Annotated in this window: 15 protein-coding genes and 1 pseudogene; 10 read left to right on the top strand and 6 right to left on the bottom strand. The window is 75.3% G+C overall.

All coding sequences use genetic code 11. The features are described from left to right. The coding region (locus Acit_RS13450) for a winged helix-turn-helix domain-containing protein (protein ID WP_248105848.1) at positions 1 to 260 on the bottom strand (260 nt) is incomplete at its 3' end. A 115-nt stretch (positions 261 to 375) separates the two neighbouring features. Here Acit_RS13450 and Acit_RS03805 point away from each other — a divergent pair. Continuing rightward, the gene (locus tag Acit_RS03805; protein ID WP_248105847.1) at positions 376 to 807 is read left to right on the top strand and encodes a Crp/Fnr family transcriptional regulator; all 432 of its coding nucleotides are present in this window, start codon (positions 376 to 378) and stop codon (positions 805 to 807) included. Here Acit_RS03805 and Acit_RS12815 read toward each other — a convergent pair. From Acit_RS12815 to Acit_RS03795, 3 genes and pseudogenes are all read right to left on the bottom strand, one after another. Further along, the gene (locus Acit_RS12815) at positions 775 to 1,560 is read right to left on the bottom strand and encodes a 3-phosphoshikimate 1-carboxyvinyltransferase (protein ID WP_376746003.1); all 786 of its coding nucleotides are present in this window, start codon (positions 1,558 to 1,560) and stop codon (positions 775 to 777) included. The genes Acit_RS03805 and Acit_RS12815 overlap by 33 nt on opposite strands. 133 nt (positions 1,561 to 1,693) lie before the next feature. Beyond that, positions 1,694 to 2,149 (bottom strand): annotated as a pseudogene (locus Acit_RS13850) (carboxyvinyltransferase); the annotation flags it as partial. Positions 2,150 to 2,156: 7 nt separating this feature from the next. Further along, complete coding sequence (locus Acit_RS03795) at positions 2,157 to 3,539, bottom strand: aspartate aminotransferase family protein (protein ID WP_248105846.1); 1,383 nt, start codon at positions 3,537 to 3,539, stop codon at positions 2,157 to 2,159. Between the two features lie 214 nt (positions 3,540 to 3,753). On the opposite strand from Acit_RS03795, the gene Acit_RS03790 reads away from it, so the two are divergent. The 8 genes from Acit_RS03790 to hpnH all read left to right on the top strand — a co-directional run bounded on the left by Acit_RS03790 (position 3,754) and on the right by hpnH (position 13,377). Beyond that, on the top strand, positions 3,754 to 4,605 hold the full coding sequence (locus tag Acit_RS03790) for a TetR family transcriptional regulator (RefSeq protein ID WP_248105844.1): 852 nt from the start codon (positions 3,754 to 3,756) through the stop codon (positions 4,603 to 4,605). A 174-nt stretch (positions 4,606 to 4,779) separates the two neighbouring features. Beyond that, on the top strand, positions 4,780 to 5,739 hold the full coding sequence (gene hpnC / locus Acit_RS03785) for a squalene synthase HpnC (protein WP_248105842.1): 960 nt from the start codon (positions 4,780 to 4,782) through the stop codon (positions 5,737 to 5,739). A gap of 5 nt (positions 5,740 to 5,744) precedes the next feature. After that, positions 5,745 to 6,620, top strand: coding sequence for a phytoene/squalene synthase family protein (locus Acit_RS03780; protein ID WP_248105871.1), 876 nt, complete (start codon positions 5,745 to 5,747; stop codon positions 6,618 to 6,620). After that, positions 6,617 to 8,017, top strand: a complete 1,401-nt coding sequence (hpnE, locus tag Acit_RS03775) for a hydroxysqualene dehydroxylase HpnE (RefSeq protein ID WP_312709430.1) — start codon at positions 6,617 to 6,619, stop codon at positions 8,015 to 8,017. The genes Acit_RS03780 and hpnE overlap by 4 nt, the downstream gene beginning before the upstream one ends. Beyond that, positions 8,014 to 9,078, top strand: coding sequence for a polyprenyl synthetase family protein (locus Acit_RS03770; RefSeq protein ID WP_248105840.1), 1,065 nt, complete (start codon positions 8,014 to 8,016; stop codon positions 9,076 to 9,078). Before hpnE ends, Acit_RS03770 begins: the two co-directional genes overlap by 4 nt. Then, positions 9,075 to 10,997 (top strand): squalene--hopene cyclase, encoded by a 1,923-nt coding sequence (shc, locus tag Acit_RS03765; protein ID WP_248105838.1) that lies wholly within the window; start codon positions 9,075 to 9,077, stop codon positions 10,995 to 10,997. The genes Acit_RS03770 and shc overlap by 4 nt, the downstream gene beginning before the upstream one ends. Before the next feature lie 26 nt (positions 10,998 to 11,023). Continuing rightward, a complete protein-coding gene (gene ispH / locus Acit_RS03760) occupies positions 11,024 to 12,373 on the top strand; it encodes a 4-hydroxy-3-methylbut-2-enyl diphosphate reductase (protein ID WP_248105836.1) in 1,350 nt (449 codons plus the stop codon). After that, entirely contained in the window at positions 12,373 to 13,377 is a 1,005-nt protein-coding gene (gene hpnH / locus Acit_RS03755; RefSeq protein WP_248105834.1) for an adenosyl-hopene transferase HpnH, read from the top strand. The genes ispH and hpnH overlap by 1 nt, the downstream gene beginning before the upstream one ends. A gap of 63 nt (positions 13,378 to 13,440) precedes the next feature. Here hpnH and Acit_RS03750 read toward each other — a convergent pair whose 3' ends face one another. After that, the gene (locus tag Acit_RS03750) at positions 13,441 to 14,418 is read right to left on the bottom strand and encodes a hypothetical protein (protein WP_248105831.1); all 978 of its coding nucleotides are present in this window, start codon (positions 14,416 to 14,418) and stop codon (positions 13,441 to 13,443) included. Positions 14,419 to 14,497: 79 nt separating this feature from the next. Here Acit_RS03750 and Acit_RS03745 point away from each other — a divergent pair, with 79 nt between their 5' ends. Then, entirely contained in the window at positions 14,498 to 15,337 is an 840-nt protein-coding gene (locus Acit_RS03745) for a hypothetical protein (protein WP_248105829.1), read from the top strand. Positions 15,338 to 15,346: 9 nt separating this feature from the next. Here Acit_RS03745 and Acit_RS03740 read toward each other — a convergent pair whose 3' ends face one another. Further along, positions 15,347 to 16,036 (bottom strand): HAD family hydrolase, encoded by a 690-nt coding sequence (locus Acit_RS03740; protein ID WP_248105827.1) that lies wholly within the window; start codon positions 16,034 to 16,036, stop codon positions 15,347 to 15,349. Positions 16,037 to 16,039: the final 3 nt, after the last annotated feature.

Below are 16,039 nucleotides of genomic sequence, written 5' to 3'. Positions count from 1 at the left end.
TCGGCCACGAGGCGGCGGAGGGCCTCGCGGACGGTCTGGCGGGAGACGCCGTAGGTGGCGGTGAGCTCGGCTTCGGTCGGCAGGCGGTCGGGGAACTCGCCGTCGTCGAGGCGTCGACGGAGGTCCTCGAGGAGCTGCTGCCAGAGGGGCTCGGGGCGCTGACGATCGAGGACCTGACGGCTCGGGGCAGCGCGGAGCGGGGCTGGCGAGGCGGGCAGGTCCCGGTGCTCCAGGGACGGGGAGCGACCGACGGATGGCACGGTCGTACCGTACCGTCTGGCCGACCAGGGGCTCCGGGCAGGGCGGAGGGTCGACGGCTAGCCTCCAGGGAGAGGCCGGCGGGGCGAACCGAGCCGGCAGCAGGAGGGACGAGCGATGCGGACCCGGGTGGCCCAACGGGAAGTGGAGCTGCTGCGGTCGGTGCCTCTCTTCGCCGGCTGCAGCCGGGGCGAGCTGCGGCAGATCGCCAGCCTGGGGACGCCGGTGCCGGTGGCGGCGGGGCGGCGGTTGACGGTGGAGGGCCAACCGGGCCGGGAGTTCTTCTTGGTGCTGGAGGGCTGGGCGCGCTGCGAGGTGGGGGGCCGGCGTGCCGCGACCTTCGGGCCGGGGGACTTCTTCGGGGAGCTCTCCCTACTCGACGGGGGCCCCCGCAGCGCCACGGTGGTGGCCGAGACGGACATGGAGGTCCTGGTGCTCGACGCCCGGGAGTTCGCTTCCTTGCTGCAGGCCTCCCCGTCGATCCTGCGGAAGGTGCTGGCGACCCTCGCCGAACGGCTACGGCTGGCGAACGCGGCTCGGGCTGGCTGAGGGGCCCGACCGGGCGGGGAGGCGGTGGAGGGCCCGGAGGGTCGCGAAGTACTCGGGGAACGTCTTGTCGACGACGGCGGGGTCGGCGATGGCGATGCCGGGGACGGCCAGGCCGGCCACCCCGAAGGCCATGGCGGCCCGGTGGTCGCCCTCGGGGTCGAGGGTGCCGGCCCGGAGGGGCCGGGGGTGGACGAGCAGGCCGTCGGGCAGCTCGCTGGCGTCGCCGCCGAGGGCCCGGAGCTGGCGGACGGTGGCCCCGATGCGGTCGCTCTCCTTGCCGCGGATGAAGCCGATGCCGAGGAGGCGACTGGGTCGGTCGGCGAAGGCGGCGAGGACGGCCAGGGTCTGGGTGAGGTCGGAGCAGTCCCGGAGGTCGACCTCGAGGCCCTGGAGGCGACCGGTGCCGGCGACCGCCAGGCCGGAGGGCGCGTCGGTGGCGACGGCCCCCATGCGCTGGAGGTGCTCGAGGATGGCCAGGTCGCCTTGGCGGGCGTCTCGGGTCAGGCCGGCGACCGCCAGGTGGCTGCCGGTGAGGGCAGCGGCGGCGAAGACGTAGGAGGCGGCCGAGGCGTCGGGCTCGATGGTCAGCTCGGTCGGCCGGTAGTGCTGGCCGGGGGGGACGTGGAAGGTTGGGCGGCCAGGGCCCTGGGCGTCGGGCTGCTCGTGGACCTGGACCCCGAAGGCGGCCATGGTGGCGATGGTGAGGTCGACGTAAGGCCGGGAGACGAGGGGGGTGCTGAGGGCGACGGTCAGGCCCTGGGGAAGGGTGGGGGCGGCGAGGAGGAGGCCGGAGAGGAACTGGCTGCTGTGGTGGCCAGGGAGTGGCCGGGAGGGAGGCGGGCCGCTGGTGGCACCGGACGGTGGCGCCGAGGGTCTCGAGGGCGCTGAAGAGGTCGGCCATGGGGCGCTGGCGCATGCGGGGGGTGCCGTCGAGGAGGACCGGCCGGCCGACCTGGCAGCAGAGGGGGGCGAGGAAGCGGGCCACGGTGCCGGCCAGGCCGACGTCGAGGGCGAGGGGCGAGGTGTCCGTGGGGGCGTGGGCCGGCTGGGTCGGCAGGGGGCCCCGGACGAGGAGGTCGGCGAGGCGGGCTTCGGCCACCAGGTCGGGACCTGGCGGCGCCATGGGCGGGTCGAGGACCTGGATCTCGGCACCGAGGGCGCGAAGGGCGCGGCGCATGAGGAGGCTGTCCTCGCTGACCAGGGTGCCTCGGAGGACCGAGTCGCCGGGGGCGAGCGCGGCGGCGACGAGGGCCCGGGCGGTCTGGCTCTTGGAGCCGGGGACGACGACGGTGCCGGTCACCGGGGCCGCAAGGGGCTGGACGGCCTCGACCGGGTGGGCCATGGGGCGATCAGGCGGGGCGGCGGCGGAGGGCGCTGCGCGCCACGGTGCGGCCGACCTCGAGGAGCAGGCCGCCGTCCTCGGCGTCGGTGAGGACGTCGTCGAGGGCGTCGACGAAGGCCTGGATCTCCTCTTCGCCGAGGATGAGGGGGGGCAGGAGCTTGACGACGTTGACGTTGTCGGCGGCCACCTGGGTGAGGATGCGGTGGCGGTGGAAGAGGGGGACCACGACGAGCTGGGACAGCAGGCCGGGGCGGAGGGCCTCGATGGCCCGGAAGCGGCGGGCCGCCTTCCCCGTCGGGGGACCGAAGACGAGGCCGATCATGAGGCCCTTGCCCCGGACCTCGAGGAGGGTCTCGTGGCGGTCCACGAGGGGGGCCAGAGCCTTCTCGAAGAGCTCGCCCATGCGGCGGGCGTGCTCGACGATCCCCTCGTCGTCGAAGACCGACAAGGTGGCGAGCCCGGCCACCATGGCGAGCTGGTTGCGGGAGAAGGTCGAGGAGTGGACGAGGGCCTGGTCCATGCTGCGGTGGACCGACCGGAGGACCTTGTCCGAGCAGAGCATGGCCCCGACGGGCACGTAGCCGCCCGAGAGGGCCTTGGAGATGGTGACGATGTCGGGCTGGACGCCGTAGTGCTCGTGGGCCAGGAAGCGGCCGGTCCGGCCGAGGCCGGTCTGGACCTCGTCGGCGACGAAGAGGGTGCCGGTGGCCCGGCAGACCTCCTGGACGCCTTGCCAGTAGGCCTCGTCGGCCAGGTAGACACCCTTGCCCTGGATCGGCTCGACGACGAATGCAGCCACGTCCTTCGGGCCCAGGGCCCGTTCGAGGGCCTCGAGGTCGCCGAAGGGGACGGCCATGGCGCCGGGCAGCAGGGGCCCGAATCCGGCCCGGAACTCCTGACCGCCGTTGAGGGCCAGGGCCCCGGTGGTGAGGCCGTGGAAGGCGTGGTCGCAGTAGACGATGCCGGGTCGGCCGGTGGCCCGGCGGGCGAACTTCACGGCGGCCTCGACCGCTTCGGCCCCGGAGTTGCAGAAGACGACCCGCTCGAGGCCGGGGTGGGTCCGCTCGACGAGGGCCTCGGCGAGGAGGCCGGGGAGGAGGGCGCAGTCGATCTGGACGAGGTTGGGCAGGTCGGCGTCCAGGGCCTGGTGGAGGGCGGCCTTGATCACCGGGTGGGAGCGGCCCAGGGCGAAGACGCCGAAGCCGGCGAGGAAGTCCAGGTAGCGCTGGCCCTGGCGGTCGAAGAGGTAGCAGCCCTCGCCCCGGACGTAGTCCCGGTCGAATCCCAAGGTGGTGAGGACCCGGGCCAACTGGGGGTTCATGAGCCGGAGATGAAGGGCCAGGTTCTCGCCGCGGCGCTCCTCCAGCAGCGTCGCCAGGTCGAAGCTCATGCCCTCTGCCTCCCGCGCGATCCGATTGCGCCACAGTAGCGGGGCGGGGCCCGGGGCCGGCGACGTACGCTGAGCCGACCCGTGGCCAGGGGCGTGGAGCGCAGGGAGGAACGGTCGCCATGCGGGGACCAGGGCGTGGAGGTCGCACCGATCGTCCTGGCCGGGACCGTGGCCGCTTCGTGGGACCGGCGCTCGGCGGGCGGGGGACCGGTCGATGAGCCCGGTCGGCGCCGGTCCGGGCTTCGGCGACGCCGGGGAGGCGGACGAGCCGGCGCCTGGCCTGTCGGTCTCGCAGCTGGCCGAGCGGACCGGCGTGGGGGTCCCGAGCATCCACCACTATCGGCGTCTGGGGCTCTTGCCCGCGCCCCGGCAGGTGGCGCCGAACCGTTTCCTCTACGACCAGCGTCACGTGGAGGCCCTGCAGGTCATCCGGGTGCTGCGGGAGCGCCGGGGACTGTCGTTGGCGGTCATCCGGGAGCTGCTGCCGGGCCTGCTCAGCGCCGGGGACTCCGGTGCCCCGGCCGGGTCCCGGCTGGATGCCGTGCTGGCCGAGGCGGCCGCGGGGGAGAGCGAGCAGGACGAGGTCCGCCTTCGGCTGCTGGAGGCGGCGCGGGGGGCGTTCGGGAGCCGGGGGTACGAGGCGGTGAACGTCGAAGAGCTCTGCCAGGAGGCGGGGATCGCCAAGGGTTCCTTCTACCGGTACTTCGCCTCCAAGGACGCCGTGTTCGTGGCCGCGGTGGCCTCGGTGCCGGCCCTGGTGGCCGCCCGGCTGTCCGCCGGCCAGCTGTCGGCCGGCCAGGTGGGGCGGGGCGCGGACCTGGCGGCCGCGCTCCGGGACGCCCTGAGCCCGGTGGTGCCCCTGCTGCTGGAGGCGGCCCTGCGGGCCGGCCAGGGGGCGGCGGGGGCGCCGGTGGTCCGGCACGTGCTGGAGGAACTGGCCGAGGTGGTCGAGCGGGAGGAGGGTGGAGCGGGCCGGGGCCGTGAGCTGGTCCGGGCGGCGGTCCTCGGCGAGGTGGCCGAGCTGCTGGGCTTCGGATCGGTCGAGGCCGCGCCTCGGGGGACCTGAGCGCGGCTTCGGGGTTGGCGTGTAAGAGGCGTGACCGACGGGTCAGGCCTGCTATACGATCGGGGCGCCAGGTCGGCTGGCCCCGTCGGGCGGGGGCAACGGCCACGGAACGACCGTCGGAGGAGGTGGGCCCTGTCCTGGAGCGATCCCGCAGCGGGAGGTGCGACGGGAGCGGTGGGCCTGCCGGGCGTCGAGGCGATCCTGGCCCGGGCCGGCCGGGAGAACTTCCCGGTCGCCATGCGGGTGCTACCCGCCGCCCTCCGGGGGCAGCTGATGGCCATCTACGGGTACGCCCGTCTCGTCGACGACCTGGGTGACGAGCTGGAGCCCCCGAGCGCGCGGCCAGCGGCGCTGCGCTGGGCGGGCGAGGAGCTGGAGCGGGCCGTGGCCGGGCGGGCCGAGCATCCCCTCTTCGAGGCCCTGGGGCGGGCGGTGCGGGAGGCCGGTTTGCCGGTCCAGCCGCTGCGGGACCTGCTGGCCGCCAACTGGGCGGACCAGGAGCTGGGGGAGGTGGCGAGCTGGGAGGCCCTGCTGGCGTCCTGTGCCCTCTCGGCCAACCCGGTGGGCCGGCTGGTGCTTGCGGTGTTCCAGGCGGCGACCCCGGAGCGGGTCGGGTGGTCGGACGAGGTCTGCACGGGCCTGCAGGTGGTGGAGCACCTCCAGGACGTGGGGGAGGACGCCCGGCGAGGCCGGGTGTACCTGGCGGCGGAGGACCGGCGGCGCTGGGGGTGCACGGTGCTGGACCTGCAGGCCGAGCGGGCCTCGGAGGCCCTGCGACGGCTGGTGGCCGACTACGCCCGGCGGGCCCGGGGGCTCCTGGGGGCCGCGGTGCCGCTGTGCGCCAGCCTGGGGTGGCCGGCGAAGGTGGCGGTGGCGGGCTTCGCCGCCGGGGGACTGGCGGCCCTCGAGGCGATCGAGGCCGCCGGGTTCGACGTGCTGGGGGTGGCGTGCCGGCCTCGGCCCCAGGCCGTGGCTCGGCAGGCAGCCCGGGTGCTGGCGCAGGCTGCGTTGGCGGTGGGGCGTCCGGGGGAGGGCTCACCGTGGATGGCAGCCGCCCGGCGTTCGGCGGCGGTCGGCGGCCCGGCGGCGCGAGCGGTGAGCGGGACGCTCGTGGCGCAGGGGGGTAGGGCGTGAGCCTGATGGCGCAGGTGCCGGCCTCCCGGGCGGAGTGGGCCTTTGCCCGCTGCGAGGCGATCACGCGGCGGGAGGCCAAGAACTTCGCGTTCGGCATCCGGCTGCTGCCGCCGGAGAAGCGGCGGGCCCTGAGCGCCGTCTACGCCTTGGCCCGGCGGGTCGACGACATCGGCGACGGGGACGCCCCCCCGGCCGAGCGGCGCCAGGCCCTGGGGTCCCTGCGGGAGCAGGTCAGGGAGCTGGTCGAGGGTCGGCTGCCCGCGGGCGCCGAGGACGATCCGGTGCTGGTGGCGGTGGCGGCCGCAGCCGAGCGGTTCCCGCTCCCGCTGGCGGCCTTCGGCGAGCTGATCGAGGGGTGCGAGCAGGACGTGGTGGGGGCCCGCTACGAGACCCTGGCCGACCTGGTGGGCTACTGCCGGAAAGTGGCCGGGACCATCGGTCGGCTCTCCCTCGGCGTCTTCGGCTGCCCGAGCTGGGTGGAGGCCGAGCCCTTGGCGGACGACCTCGGTGTGGCCCTGCAGCTGACGAACGTGCTGCGGGACGTGCGGGAGGACCAGGCGATGGGCCGCTGCTACCTGCCCCAGGTCGAGCTGCGGGCCTGCGGCCTGGACGAGCGGTTGGCCGGCCCTCCCGAAGCCCTGGCCTCGGTGGTCGGGCGCTTGGCGGCCGAGGCCGAGGGCTGGTACCGGCGAGGCTTGCCGCTGTTGAGCCTGCTGGACCGCCGGAGCCGGGCGTGCACGGCCACCATGGCCGGCATCTACCACCGGCTGCTCCAGCGGATCGGGGCCGATCCGCTGGCCGTGACCCGGGGCCGGGTGTCGCTGTCGACCGGGGAGAAGGTGGCGGTGGCCCTCTGGAGTCTGGTCGGGGGCGGGGCGTGAAGCGGGTCGACGTCGCCGTGGTCGGGGGCGGGCTGGCCGGCCTGGCCGGAGCCCTGTGGCTGGCCGACCGGGGCGCCCGGGTGGCCCTGGTGGAGAAGCGGCGACGCCTGGGGGGCCTGACCTGGTCCTTCGAACGCGAGGGTCGGTGGTTCGACAACGGCCAGCACGTCTTCTTGCGCTGCTGCCACGCCTACCGGGGGTTCTTGGCCCGCATCGGGGCGGTGGGCGACGTGGTGGTCCAGGACCGCCTGCGGGTACCGGTCCTCTCCCCGTCGGGCCGCCGGGCGGTGATCGCGCGGGACCGGCTGCCGGCCCCGGCGCACCTGGCCCGGGCCCTCCTGGGCTACCGGCACCTCTCCGTGGCCGACCGGCTGCGGCTCGGTCCTGCGGCCTGGGCACTGCTTCGCCTCGACCCCGAGGACCCGGCCCTGGACCGGGAGTCCTTCGGCGCCTGGCTGGCCCGGCACCACCAGCGGCCTCAGGCGGTGACCGAGCTCTGGGACCTGATCGTGCGGCCGACGGTGAACCTGCCGGCCGAAGAGGCCTCGCTGGCCATGGCGGCGCGGGTGTTCCGGACCGGGCTGCTGGACCAGGCCGACGCCGGGGACATCGGCTGGGCGAGCGTGCCCCTCGGGGACCTCCATGGCCGCCGCGCAGCGACGGCCCTCCAGCAGGCCGGGGTCGAGGTCAGCCTGGGTGGGGCCGTGGCCGGCCTGGAGCGAGCCCGTGGGGGCTGGCAGCTCGGGTTCGCCGACGGTTCGCTTCTGGCCGCCGAGGCGGTGGTGCTGGCCGTGCCCCCGGGGCCGGCGGCGGCGCTGGCCCCGGCGGGGAGCCTGCCCGCGGTCGAGCGGCTGGGCGCCTCGCCGATCGTGGACGTCCAGCTGGTCCTGGACCGGCGGGTGACGGAGGAGCCGTTCTTCGGGGCGGTGGGGTCCCCGGTGCAGTTCGTCTTCGACCGGACCCGGGCGGCCGGGGTGGACCCGGGTGCGGGCCAGGTGCTGGCCGTGTCCCTCTCGGCCGCCGACGACTGGGTCGGGCGGCGCCCCGAGGCCTGCGTGGCCGAGGTGCGCGGCGGCCTCGAGGCCCTCATCCCCCGGATGGCCAGGGCTCGGGTCCTCGACGCCGTGGTGACGAAGGAGCAGCAGGCCACGATCCGGGCCCGGCCGGGCACCGCAGCCGCTCGACCCCACCCCGGCCTGGTGGCACCGGGGCTGGCGGTGGCCGGCGCCTGGTGTCAGACCGGGTGGCCCTCGACCATGGAGGGCGCGGTGCGTTCCGGCTGGGAGGCCGCGGGCCAGGTCCTGGCGACCCTGGCCGGGCGGGCCCGGAGCAGCCGTCCCTCGTCCGTCGACGCCGACCCCCTGGTCGGCGTCTCGAGCCAAGAGGAGGTCCGATGACCCGGAGTCCCCTCGTGGAGGAGGCCCCTGCGACCCCCGCTGCCAGCGGGACCCGGCGAGGAGGTGGCGGACGGGGCGGGGGCGCCGGGGCCCCGGCCCGGCCCCCGGCCCTCCTGGAGCGCTACGGCCGGCTGCTCGCCGGGGAGGTCCAGGCGGTGGTGGGCCGGCTTCACCCGGCGGTGCGACCGGCCCTGGAGCACCACTTCGCGGCCGTCGGCAAAGGGGTCCGGGGAGCCCTGGCCCTGCTCTCGGCTGCCGCCGTGGGGGCCCCCGAGGAGGTGGCGGTGCCCGGCGCGGTGGCCCTGGAGCTGGTCCACAACTTCTCCCTGATCCACGACGACGTGATCGACGGGGACCAGGAGCGCCGGCACCAGCCGACGGTCTGGGCGAAGTTCGGTCTCGGACCGGCGATCGTGAGCGGCGACGCCCTGCTGCTGGCCGCCGTCGAACTGCTGCTCGCCGACCCCAGCCCCCAGCGGGTGCGGGCCGCTGCCGTCCTCGCCCAAGCCACCCAGGCGATGATCGCCGGGCAGGCCGAGGACATGGCCTTCGAGGGCCGGGCCCTGGTGAGCGTGGAGGAGTGCCTGGCCATGGAGGCCGGCAAGACCGGGGCCCTCCTGGCCTGCGCCGCCTCCCTGGGGGCCATCCTCGGCGAGGGCAGCGACGCCCAGGTGGCGGCCCTGGCCGCCTACGGGGCCCATGTGGGCATCGCCTTCCAGGCGGTCGACGACGTGCTGGGCATCTGGGGGGACCCGACGGTGACCGGCAAGCCGGTCGGCTCGGACCTCCTGGCTCGCAAGCGGACCCTGCCGGTCACCATCGCCCTGGCGGCGGGGGACGCCCGGGCTGAGGAGCTGGCGAGCCTGCTGGACGGGCCGTTGTCCAGCAGCGAGCTGGCCCGGGCCACCGAGCTGCTGGCCGGGGGGCGGCGGGAGGCCATGGCGGTGGCCGAGGCGCACGTCCACAACGCCCTGGCTGCCTTGGCCGACGCCGGGCTCGTCGAGGGGCCGGCCGCCGAGCTGGCCGAGCTGGCCTGGTTCGTCCTGGAGCGGGACCGGTGACGACGGAGGCGGTCGTGACCGTCGACGGTCCGCCGGGCACCCCGGTGGCGCTGCCCGAGGGGCTCCGGGACCGGGTCGCGAAGGCCGCCCAGCGGGCCAGTCAGGCCCTCTTGGCTCGGCAGGACCCGGCGGGCTGGTGGAAGGGCGAGCTGGAGACGAACGTGACCATGGACGCCGAGGACCTCCTGCTGCGGGAGTTCCTCGGGGTCCGGACCCCGGCGCTGACCGAGGCGAGTGCCCGCTGGATCCGGTCGAACCAGCGGGAGGACGGCTCCTGGGCCACCTTCTACGGTGGCCCGGCCGACCTGTCGACCACCGTCGAGGCCTACGTGGCCCTGCGGCTCGCCGGCGACGCCCCTGACGCCCCCCACATGCGGGCCGCGGCGCAGGTGGTCCGGGACCTGGGCGGCCTGGAGCGCAGCCGGGTCTTCACCCGCTTCTGGCTGGCGCTCTTCGGGCTGTGGCCCTGGGAGGACCTGCCGATCATGCCGCCCGAGCTGATCCTGCTGCCCAGCTGGTGCCCGCTGAACGTCTACGACTTCGGGTCCTGGGCTCGGGCGACGATCGTGCCGCTGACGGTCGTGGCCCATCACAAGCCGGTCCGACCGCTGGCCCTGGACCTGGCCGAGCTGCGGGTCGGGGCCCGGCCCCGGGACCGGCGGGACCTGCGGACCTGGGCGGGGCGCTTCTGGCTGCTCGACGACCTGCTGCGGCGCTACGAGCGCCGCCCGATCGGCTGGCTGCGGCGGCTGGCCCTGACCCGGGCGGTCGAGTGGATCGTCCGGCGCCAGGAGGCCGACGGGGGCTGGGGCGGCATCCAGCCGCCCTGGGTCTACGCCCTCATGGCCCTGGCCCTCGAGGGCTACCCCCTGAGCCACCCGGTCATGGTCAAGGGCTTGGCCGGCCTGGACGGGTTCACGATCCACGACGAGCGGGGCCGGCGCCTGGAGGCCTGCCAGTCCCCGGTGTGGGACACCTGCCTCGCGGTCCAGGCCCTGGCCGACGCCGGTGTGCCGGCGGACCACGAGGCGCTGCGGCGGGCGGCCCGCTGGCTGGTGGAGCAGGAGGTCACGGTGCCCGGCGACTGGGCGGTCCGCCGGCCCGGGCTGGCCCCGGGGGGTTGGGCGTTCGAGTTCGCCAACGTCAACTACCCGGACGTGGACGACACGGCCGAGGTGATCCTGGCCCTGCGGCGGGTGGCCGAGGACGACCGGGGTTCGGTGGACCGTGGGCTGCGCTGGCTGCTGGGCATGCAGAGCGCGGACGGTGGCTGGGGGGCCTTCGACGCCGACAACACCCGCGCCCTCTGCCGGGAACTGCCCTTCTGCGACTTCGGCGAGCTCATCGACCCGCCGAGCGCCGACGTGACGGCCCACGCGGTGGAGGTCCTGGCGGCCACGGGGTACGGGGAGGCGGCCCGCCGCCGGGGGGTGGCCTGGCTGCTGGCCGCGCAGGAGGAGGACGGCTCCTGGTTCGGGCGCTGGGGCGCCAACCACGTCTACGGCACCGGCGCCGTGGTCCCGGCCCTGGTGGCCGCTGGCGTGCCGCCCGAGCACCCGGCCATCGTCCGGGCCTGCGACTGGCTGGTCCGCCACCAGCAGGAGCAGGGGGGCTGGGGCGAGGACCTGCGTTCCTACGACGACCCGGCGTGGCGGGGACGGGGCGCCCCGACCGCGTCGCAGACCGCCTGGGCCCTGCTCGCCCTCCTGGCCGCTGGCCGGCGGGACGAACCGGTCCAGCGGGGCCTGGCGTGGCTCTGCGACACCCAGCTGCCCGAGGGCACCTGGGACGAGCCCTGGTTCACCGGGACCGGCTTCCCGGGCGACTTCTACATCAACTACCACCTCTACCGCCTGGTCTTCCCCCTCATGGCCCTCGGCCGGGCCCTCGGGGACCCAGGGGGCGGGGGGATGAAGTGAGCACCCCCGCGGCAGGGGGCCCCGGCGTGGCGCTGGCTAGGCCCGGCATGGCCGTCGTGGCGAGCCCCGACACGCCGGAGGCCTGGGAGGAGGCCGTGGCCTCCCTTGCGCCCTCACCCGGCGGGGGGCTGGGCGCGCTCGTGCCGGTGGGTGGCCTGCCCGACGGTGTGACGGCCGGGGTGGTGGCGGAGGAGGCCGGGGCCCGGTTGCTGGCCGGGTGTCTCGAGCGGCGAGGCGTGCCGACCGGGGCGCTCGGGGACGCCCGGCTCTGGGCCGTCCAGGCGGCGCTGCAGCGGGCCGCGAACGGCCCGGTGGCGGTGGTGGGGCTGGCCGGTTCGGGGCCCGGGGTGCTCTGCTCGACCCCCGCTCCGCCGACCGCGGTCCCCGAGGGCCTCGGCTCGTCGGCCGCCCTGGCCTTGGCGGTGCTCGGCGAATGGGTGGCGGCCAGCGGAGCCCGGGAGGTCCTGCTGGCCGCGCCCCGGTCCTTCTGCGCCGGGGTGGAGCGGGCAATCGAGATCGTCGAGCGGGCCCTCGAGCGCTTCGGCCCGCCGGTCTACGTCCGGCGCCAGATCGTCCACAACCAGCACGTGGTGGCCGAGCTGGAGGCCAAGGGGGCGGTCTTCGTGGAGGAGGTCGAGGAGGTGCCCCCGGGGGCCACGGTGGTCCTGGCGGCCCACGGGGTGGCCCCGGCGGTCCGGGAGCAGGCCGAAGCTCGGGCCGGGGTGGTGGTGGACGCCACCTGCCCGCTGGTGGCCAAGGTCCACCGGGAGGCCCGGCGGTTCGCCGCCGAGGGCCGACAGGTGGTGCTGGTGGGCCACGCCGACCACGAGGAGGTCCAGGGCACCGTCGGGGAGATCGAGGGCCGGGTCCAGGTGGTGGCCAGCCCCGAGGAGGTCGCCGAGCTGCCCTTCGGTCCCGAGGAGCCCCTGGCCTACCTGACCCAGACCACCTTGGCGCTCGACGAGACCGCCGAGGTCCTCGCGGCCTTGCGGGCCCGCTTCCCGGGCATCGTGGGGCCCTCGGCCGACGACATCTGCTACGCCAGCCAGAACCGCCAGGACGCGGTGCGGGCCCTGGCCCGTCGGGCCGACCTCGTCGTCGTGGTCGGCTCGGAGAACTCTTCGAACACCGCCCGCTTGGTCGAGGTGGCGCAGCGCTCCGGCTGCCCGGCCGAGCTGGTCGAGGACGACGGCGACCTGGATCCTCGCTGGCTGGCGGGTCGCCGGCGGGTCGGGGTGACCGCCGGCGCCTCGGCGCCCGAGCGGCTGGTCCAGGCGGTGGTCGGTGCCCTGGGCTCCCTCGGCCCCTTGACCGTGCGGGAGGTCCGCACGGCCGAAGAACATGTCCGGTTCACTCTCCCTCGGAAGGTGCGCTGATGCCCGTTCCCCTTCGACAGAACCTCCGGATCGCCGCCCACCTGGCCAAGCAGCGCCTGAAGGGCCGGCGGTACTTCCCGTTCATCGTCGAGATCGAACCCCTCTTCGCCTGCAACCTCTCCTGCCCGGGCTGCGGGAAGATCCAGCACCCCACCGAGATCCTCCGCAAGCGGCTGAGCGTGGAGGACGTGGTCCAGGCGGTGGAGGAGAGCGGGACCCCGATGGTGTCCATCGCCGGCGGCGAACCGCTGCTGCACCCCGAGATCGACAAGATCGTGGCCGCGTTGGTGGAGCGGAAGGTCTACGTCTACCTCTGCACCAACGCCATCCTCCTGCACCGACGCCTCCAGCGGTTCACGCCCTCGCGCTACTTCTCCTTCGTGGTCCACTTGGACGGCCTGAAGGAGCGCCACGACCAGGCGGTGGACCGGCAAGGGGTCTTCGAGAAGGCGGTGGAGGCCATCCGGGAGGCCAAGGCGGCCGGGTTCCGGGTCACCACCAACTCGACCTTCTTCAACACCGACTCGCCCAAGACCATCCGGGACCTGCTCGACTTCCTGAACGACGAGCTGGAGGTCGACGCCATGATGATCTCGCCGGCCTACGCCTACGAGAAGGCCCCGGACCAGGAGCACTTCCTGCCGGTCGAGCAGACCCGGCAGCTGTTCAAGGAAGCCTTCGCCGGCAAGCGGCGGAAGTGGCGGCTGAACCACTCGCCGCTGTTCCTGGACTTCCTGGAGGGCAAGGTCGACCTGGACTGCACCCCCTGGGGGATCCCGAGCTACTCGGTCCTGGGCTGGCAGCGGCCCTGCTACCTCATGGCCGACGGCTACGCCAAGACCTACCGGGAACTGGTCGAGACCACCGACTGGTCGAAGTACGGCCGGGGGAAGGATCCCCGCTGCGACAACTGCATGGCCCACTGCGGCTACGAGCCCTCGGCCGTCCTCGCCACCATGGGGTCCCTCCGGCAGTCCCTGCGGGCCGTGGTCTCCACCCACTGACCGTGGAGCCGGCGAGGTCGGGGTGCGCCGCCTCCTGGCGCCGAGTAGGGACGTCGGGGAGGTTCAGGTGCCAGCGGGGCGGCCGAGGCCGGCGAGGGTGAGGGCCAGGGCCTTGGCTGCTCCGTTCGTACTGGCGAAGCGCACCAGGCTGATGACGACCACGGGGGCGCGGCTGCCCGAACCCCCGGGTGGGGCGGCGGCGATGACCTCGCAGTCCTCGAAGCCGTCCCGTCGCCAGGCGGTCTCCCCGCCGGGCTCGAGCTGGACCCGGCTGAGGCGTTCCTCGTCAGGGGCGGAGACCTGCCATCCGGTCAGGACCAAGGAGGCCGGGAGGCCCGGGGCAGGACCGGTCCGGGTCCCGCCGGTGTTGCTCGAGCCCGAGGCGCCCGTGCCGGCAACGGGTGCGGTCGAGGCCCGGTGTTGGTCGGCGGGCTTTAGGACGTCGGTCACCCGCAAGAGGGTCACCAGGAAGAACAGGGCGGTGGTTGCCGCCGCCGTCCAGCCCAGGGTCCGCCGCCACCGTGGGGCCTTGGCGGCGCTGACGTGGTGCTCGGGTCCGTCGATCTCGGGCGCGCCGAGGGGGCTGGCTGCCAGGAAGCGCTGGAGCGCGGCGCGGTGGGTCGGATCACGGAGCGCCTGCCGGCTCAGGACGATGCGGGCCTTGCCTTCGCCCCGGATGAGGAAGACCGGCCTCGGCGGGCCGACCCCGGCGGGGACGTAGGTGAGGCCGGCCTCGATCACCGAGGACGCCGGGATGGTGGTCGTCGAGAATGCTCGAACGGCGGTGATCCGGTCCGGACCGACCTCGACGAGCCGGTAGTTGCCGACGAGGCCGAGCAGCAGCACGAAGAGGAACACGCCGCCGAGGATGGCCAGCACTTCCCAGAGGGGAACCGGGTGCTGCACGCTACCCACGAGCAAGCCGATCCCGCTGGCGCTGACCATCAGCAGGACGATCAGGCCGATCTGCTTGGCCAGGTCACGCGGCGAGATGAGCACGGTGACGCCACTGGTCAGGAGGGGTGCGTCGGGAGCCTCCATGGCGGAAGGCTAGCAGCGGGCGTCGGGACGACCCGGTTGTCGGCGGGATCGACCCTCGGGGGTCCTAGGCTGCCGGCCCGTGCTGCGGCCCCTCTCCTGGCGCTACCCCTTGGCCGACACGGCGAACGGCGACCGGGGGCTGCTGGTCGCCGAGGGGGCCGAGGCGGAGGTGGACCTGCGAGCCCTGCGTCAGCTGACCCCCTACGGCCTGGTGGCCTGGGCACTGGTCGCCGGCCACAACGATCGGTTGCTCGTGACCACCCGCTTCCGCCTCCCCGCCGACCCACTGGTCCAGGGGGCCTTGGCCCGGGCCGGCCTGGACCAGCTGGCCAAGGAGCTGCTCTGCCCGGTGGAGGGCGCGGGGTCGTGGCCACCGGAGGACCCGGACCCGGCCATCGGACGGGCCCAGAGCCCGGTGGCCGTCGAGGTCGAGGTGCCCTGCCGCCCGGTCCACGGGGACCAGGAGCGCTCCGGGCTGCGGGCCGAGCTGGCCGCCTGGCTCGAGGGCACCCCCCGGTCCGTCGCCCAGCTGGCCCTGGAGGCCACCGAGGTGCTCTTGGACAACCAGCGGGACCACTCGGGGGCCTTCGATGCCTATGTGGCGGCTGGCACGGTCCGCGGTCCCAGGGAGCGCCGACGCCTGGAGCTGGCCGTGGGGGACAGCGGGCGGGGGCTGGCCGGGACCGCCACCGACCTCGACGAGGTCCTCGCTCGCCGGGGTCCCTTGGCCGGGCTGGTCGAGGCGGTCCTCGGGGCCGGCGGCATGGCGGTGCTGCGCAGCGGCACCCTCCGGCGGACTTGCTGGCCGAGCGGCCCCGTCGACCTCCCGCTGCCGGCCCTCCGGGGCACCCTCGTCGCCCTTGCCGTCCCCCTGCCCGAGGCGCCCAGCTCGGGCACCGGGGGTCCGGTGACCCGCTGAGGCGGGTCGTCAGGTGGCCAGGAGCTCGAGCAGCCCCTCGGTGTCCCGCAGGTCGCAGCGGACCGCGTCGGGCCCGAGGGCGGCCAGCGCCGCCGGAGGGAACCGGCCGGTCCCGACGAGGAGGGCCCGCGCCCCGTGGGCCCGAGCGACGGCCAGGTCGAAGGGGGTGTCGCCGATCACCCAGACCGCCGAGGGGTCGAGGACCACCCTGTGGCGGCGCCGGAGCCGATCGAGGGCGACCGGCAGGAGGGCCGTCCGCCGAGGCCGGTCGGACCCGAACGCCCCGATCTCGAGGTCGACGAAGGGCAGCAGGCCGAAGGTCTCGAGCTTGAGGCGGGCATTGTGGGCCAGGTTGCCGGTCAGGACGCTCTGGTGCCAGCCGGGTCGGGCCGCCAGGGTGGCCAGGGCCTCCCGGACCCCCGGCAGGACCCGCCCGCCGGCCCGCAGCTGGGCCTGCGCGGCGGCCAGCTCGTCGGCGAGCCGGGCCAGCACCGCCTCGAGGTCGACGCCCGCGGGGTCCAGCCCGAGCAGGTCGAGGTAGTCGAGGAGGATCTGGGGATCGGTCTTGCCGCTCATCGAGGGCCGGGACGAGGGGCGCACCCCGAGGACCGCCTCGAGGGCCCGGTCGAAGACCGCGGCGGCCGTCTCCCCGCCGTGGAGGAGAGTGCCGTCGATGTCCCAGAGCACCAGGCGGGCCACGCC

It is taken from the genome of Aciditerrimonas ferrireducens (genome assembly GCF_023130475.1).
GTDB classification, from domain to species: domain Bacteria; phylum Actinomycetota; class Acidimicrobiia; order Acidimicrobiales; family UBA8190; genus Aciditerrimonas; species Aciditerrimonas ferrireducens.
Note: the sequence above shows the minus strand (reverse complement) of the source record. Positions and strands in the feature narration are given on the sequence as shown.

Coding starts and splice junctions, on each gene's coding strand:
- Acit_RS03770 (WP_248105840.1), top strand. CDS start 8,014: ATGACCCGGAGTCCCCTCGTGGAGGAGGCCCCTGCGACCCCCGCTGCC.
- Acit_RS03780 (WP_248105871.1), top strand. CDS start 5,745: ATGGCGCAGGTGCCGGCCTCCCGGGCGGAGTGGGCCTTTGCCCGCTGC.
- Acit_RS03795 (WP_248105846.1), bottom strand. CDS start 3,539: ATGAGCTTCGACCTGGCGACGCTGCTGGAGGAGCGCCGCGGCGAGAAC.
- hpnH (WP_248105834.1), top strand. CDS start 12,373: ATGCCCGTTCCCCTTCGACAGAACCTCCGGATCGCCGCCCACCTGGCC.
- Acit_RS03790 (WP_248105844.1), top strand. CDS start 3,754: ATGAGCCCGGTCGGCGCCGGTCCGGGCTTCGGCGACGCCGGGGAGGCG.
- Acit_RS03805 (WP_248105847.1), top strand. CDS start 376: ATGCGGACCCGGGTGGCCCAACGGGAAGTGGAGCTGCTGCGGTCGGTG.
- Acit_RS03750 (WP_248105831.1), bottom strand. CDS start 14,418: ATGGAGGCTCCCGACGCACCCCTCCTGACCAGTGGCGTCACCGTGCTC.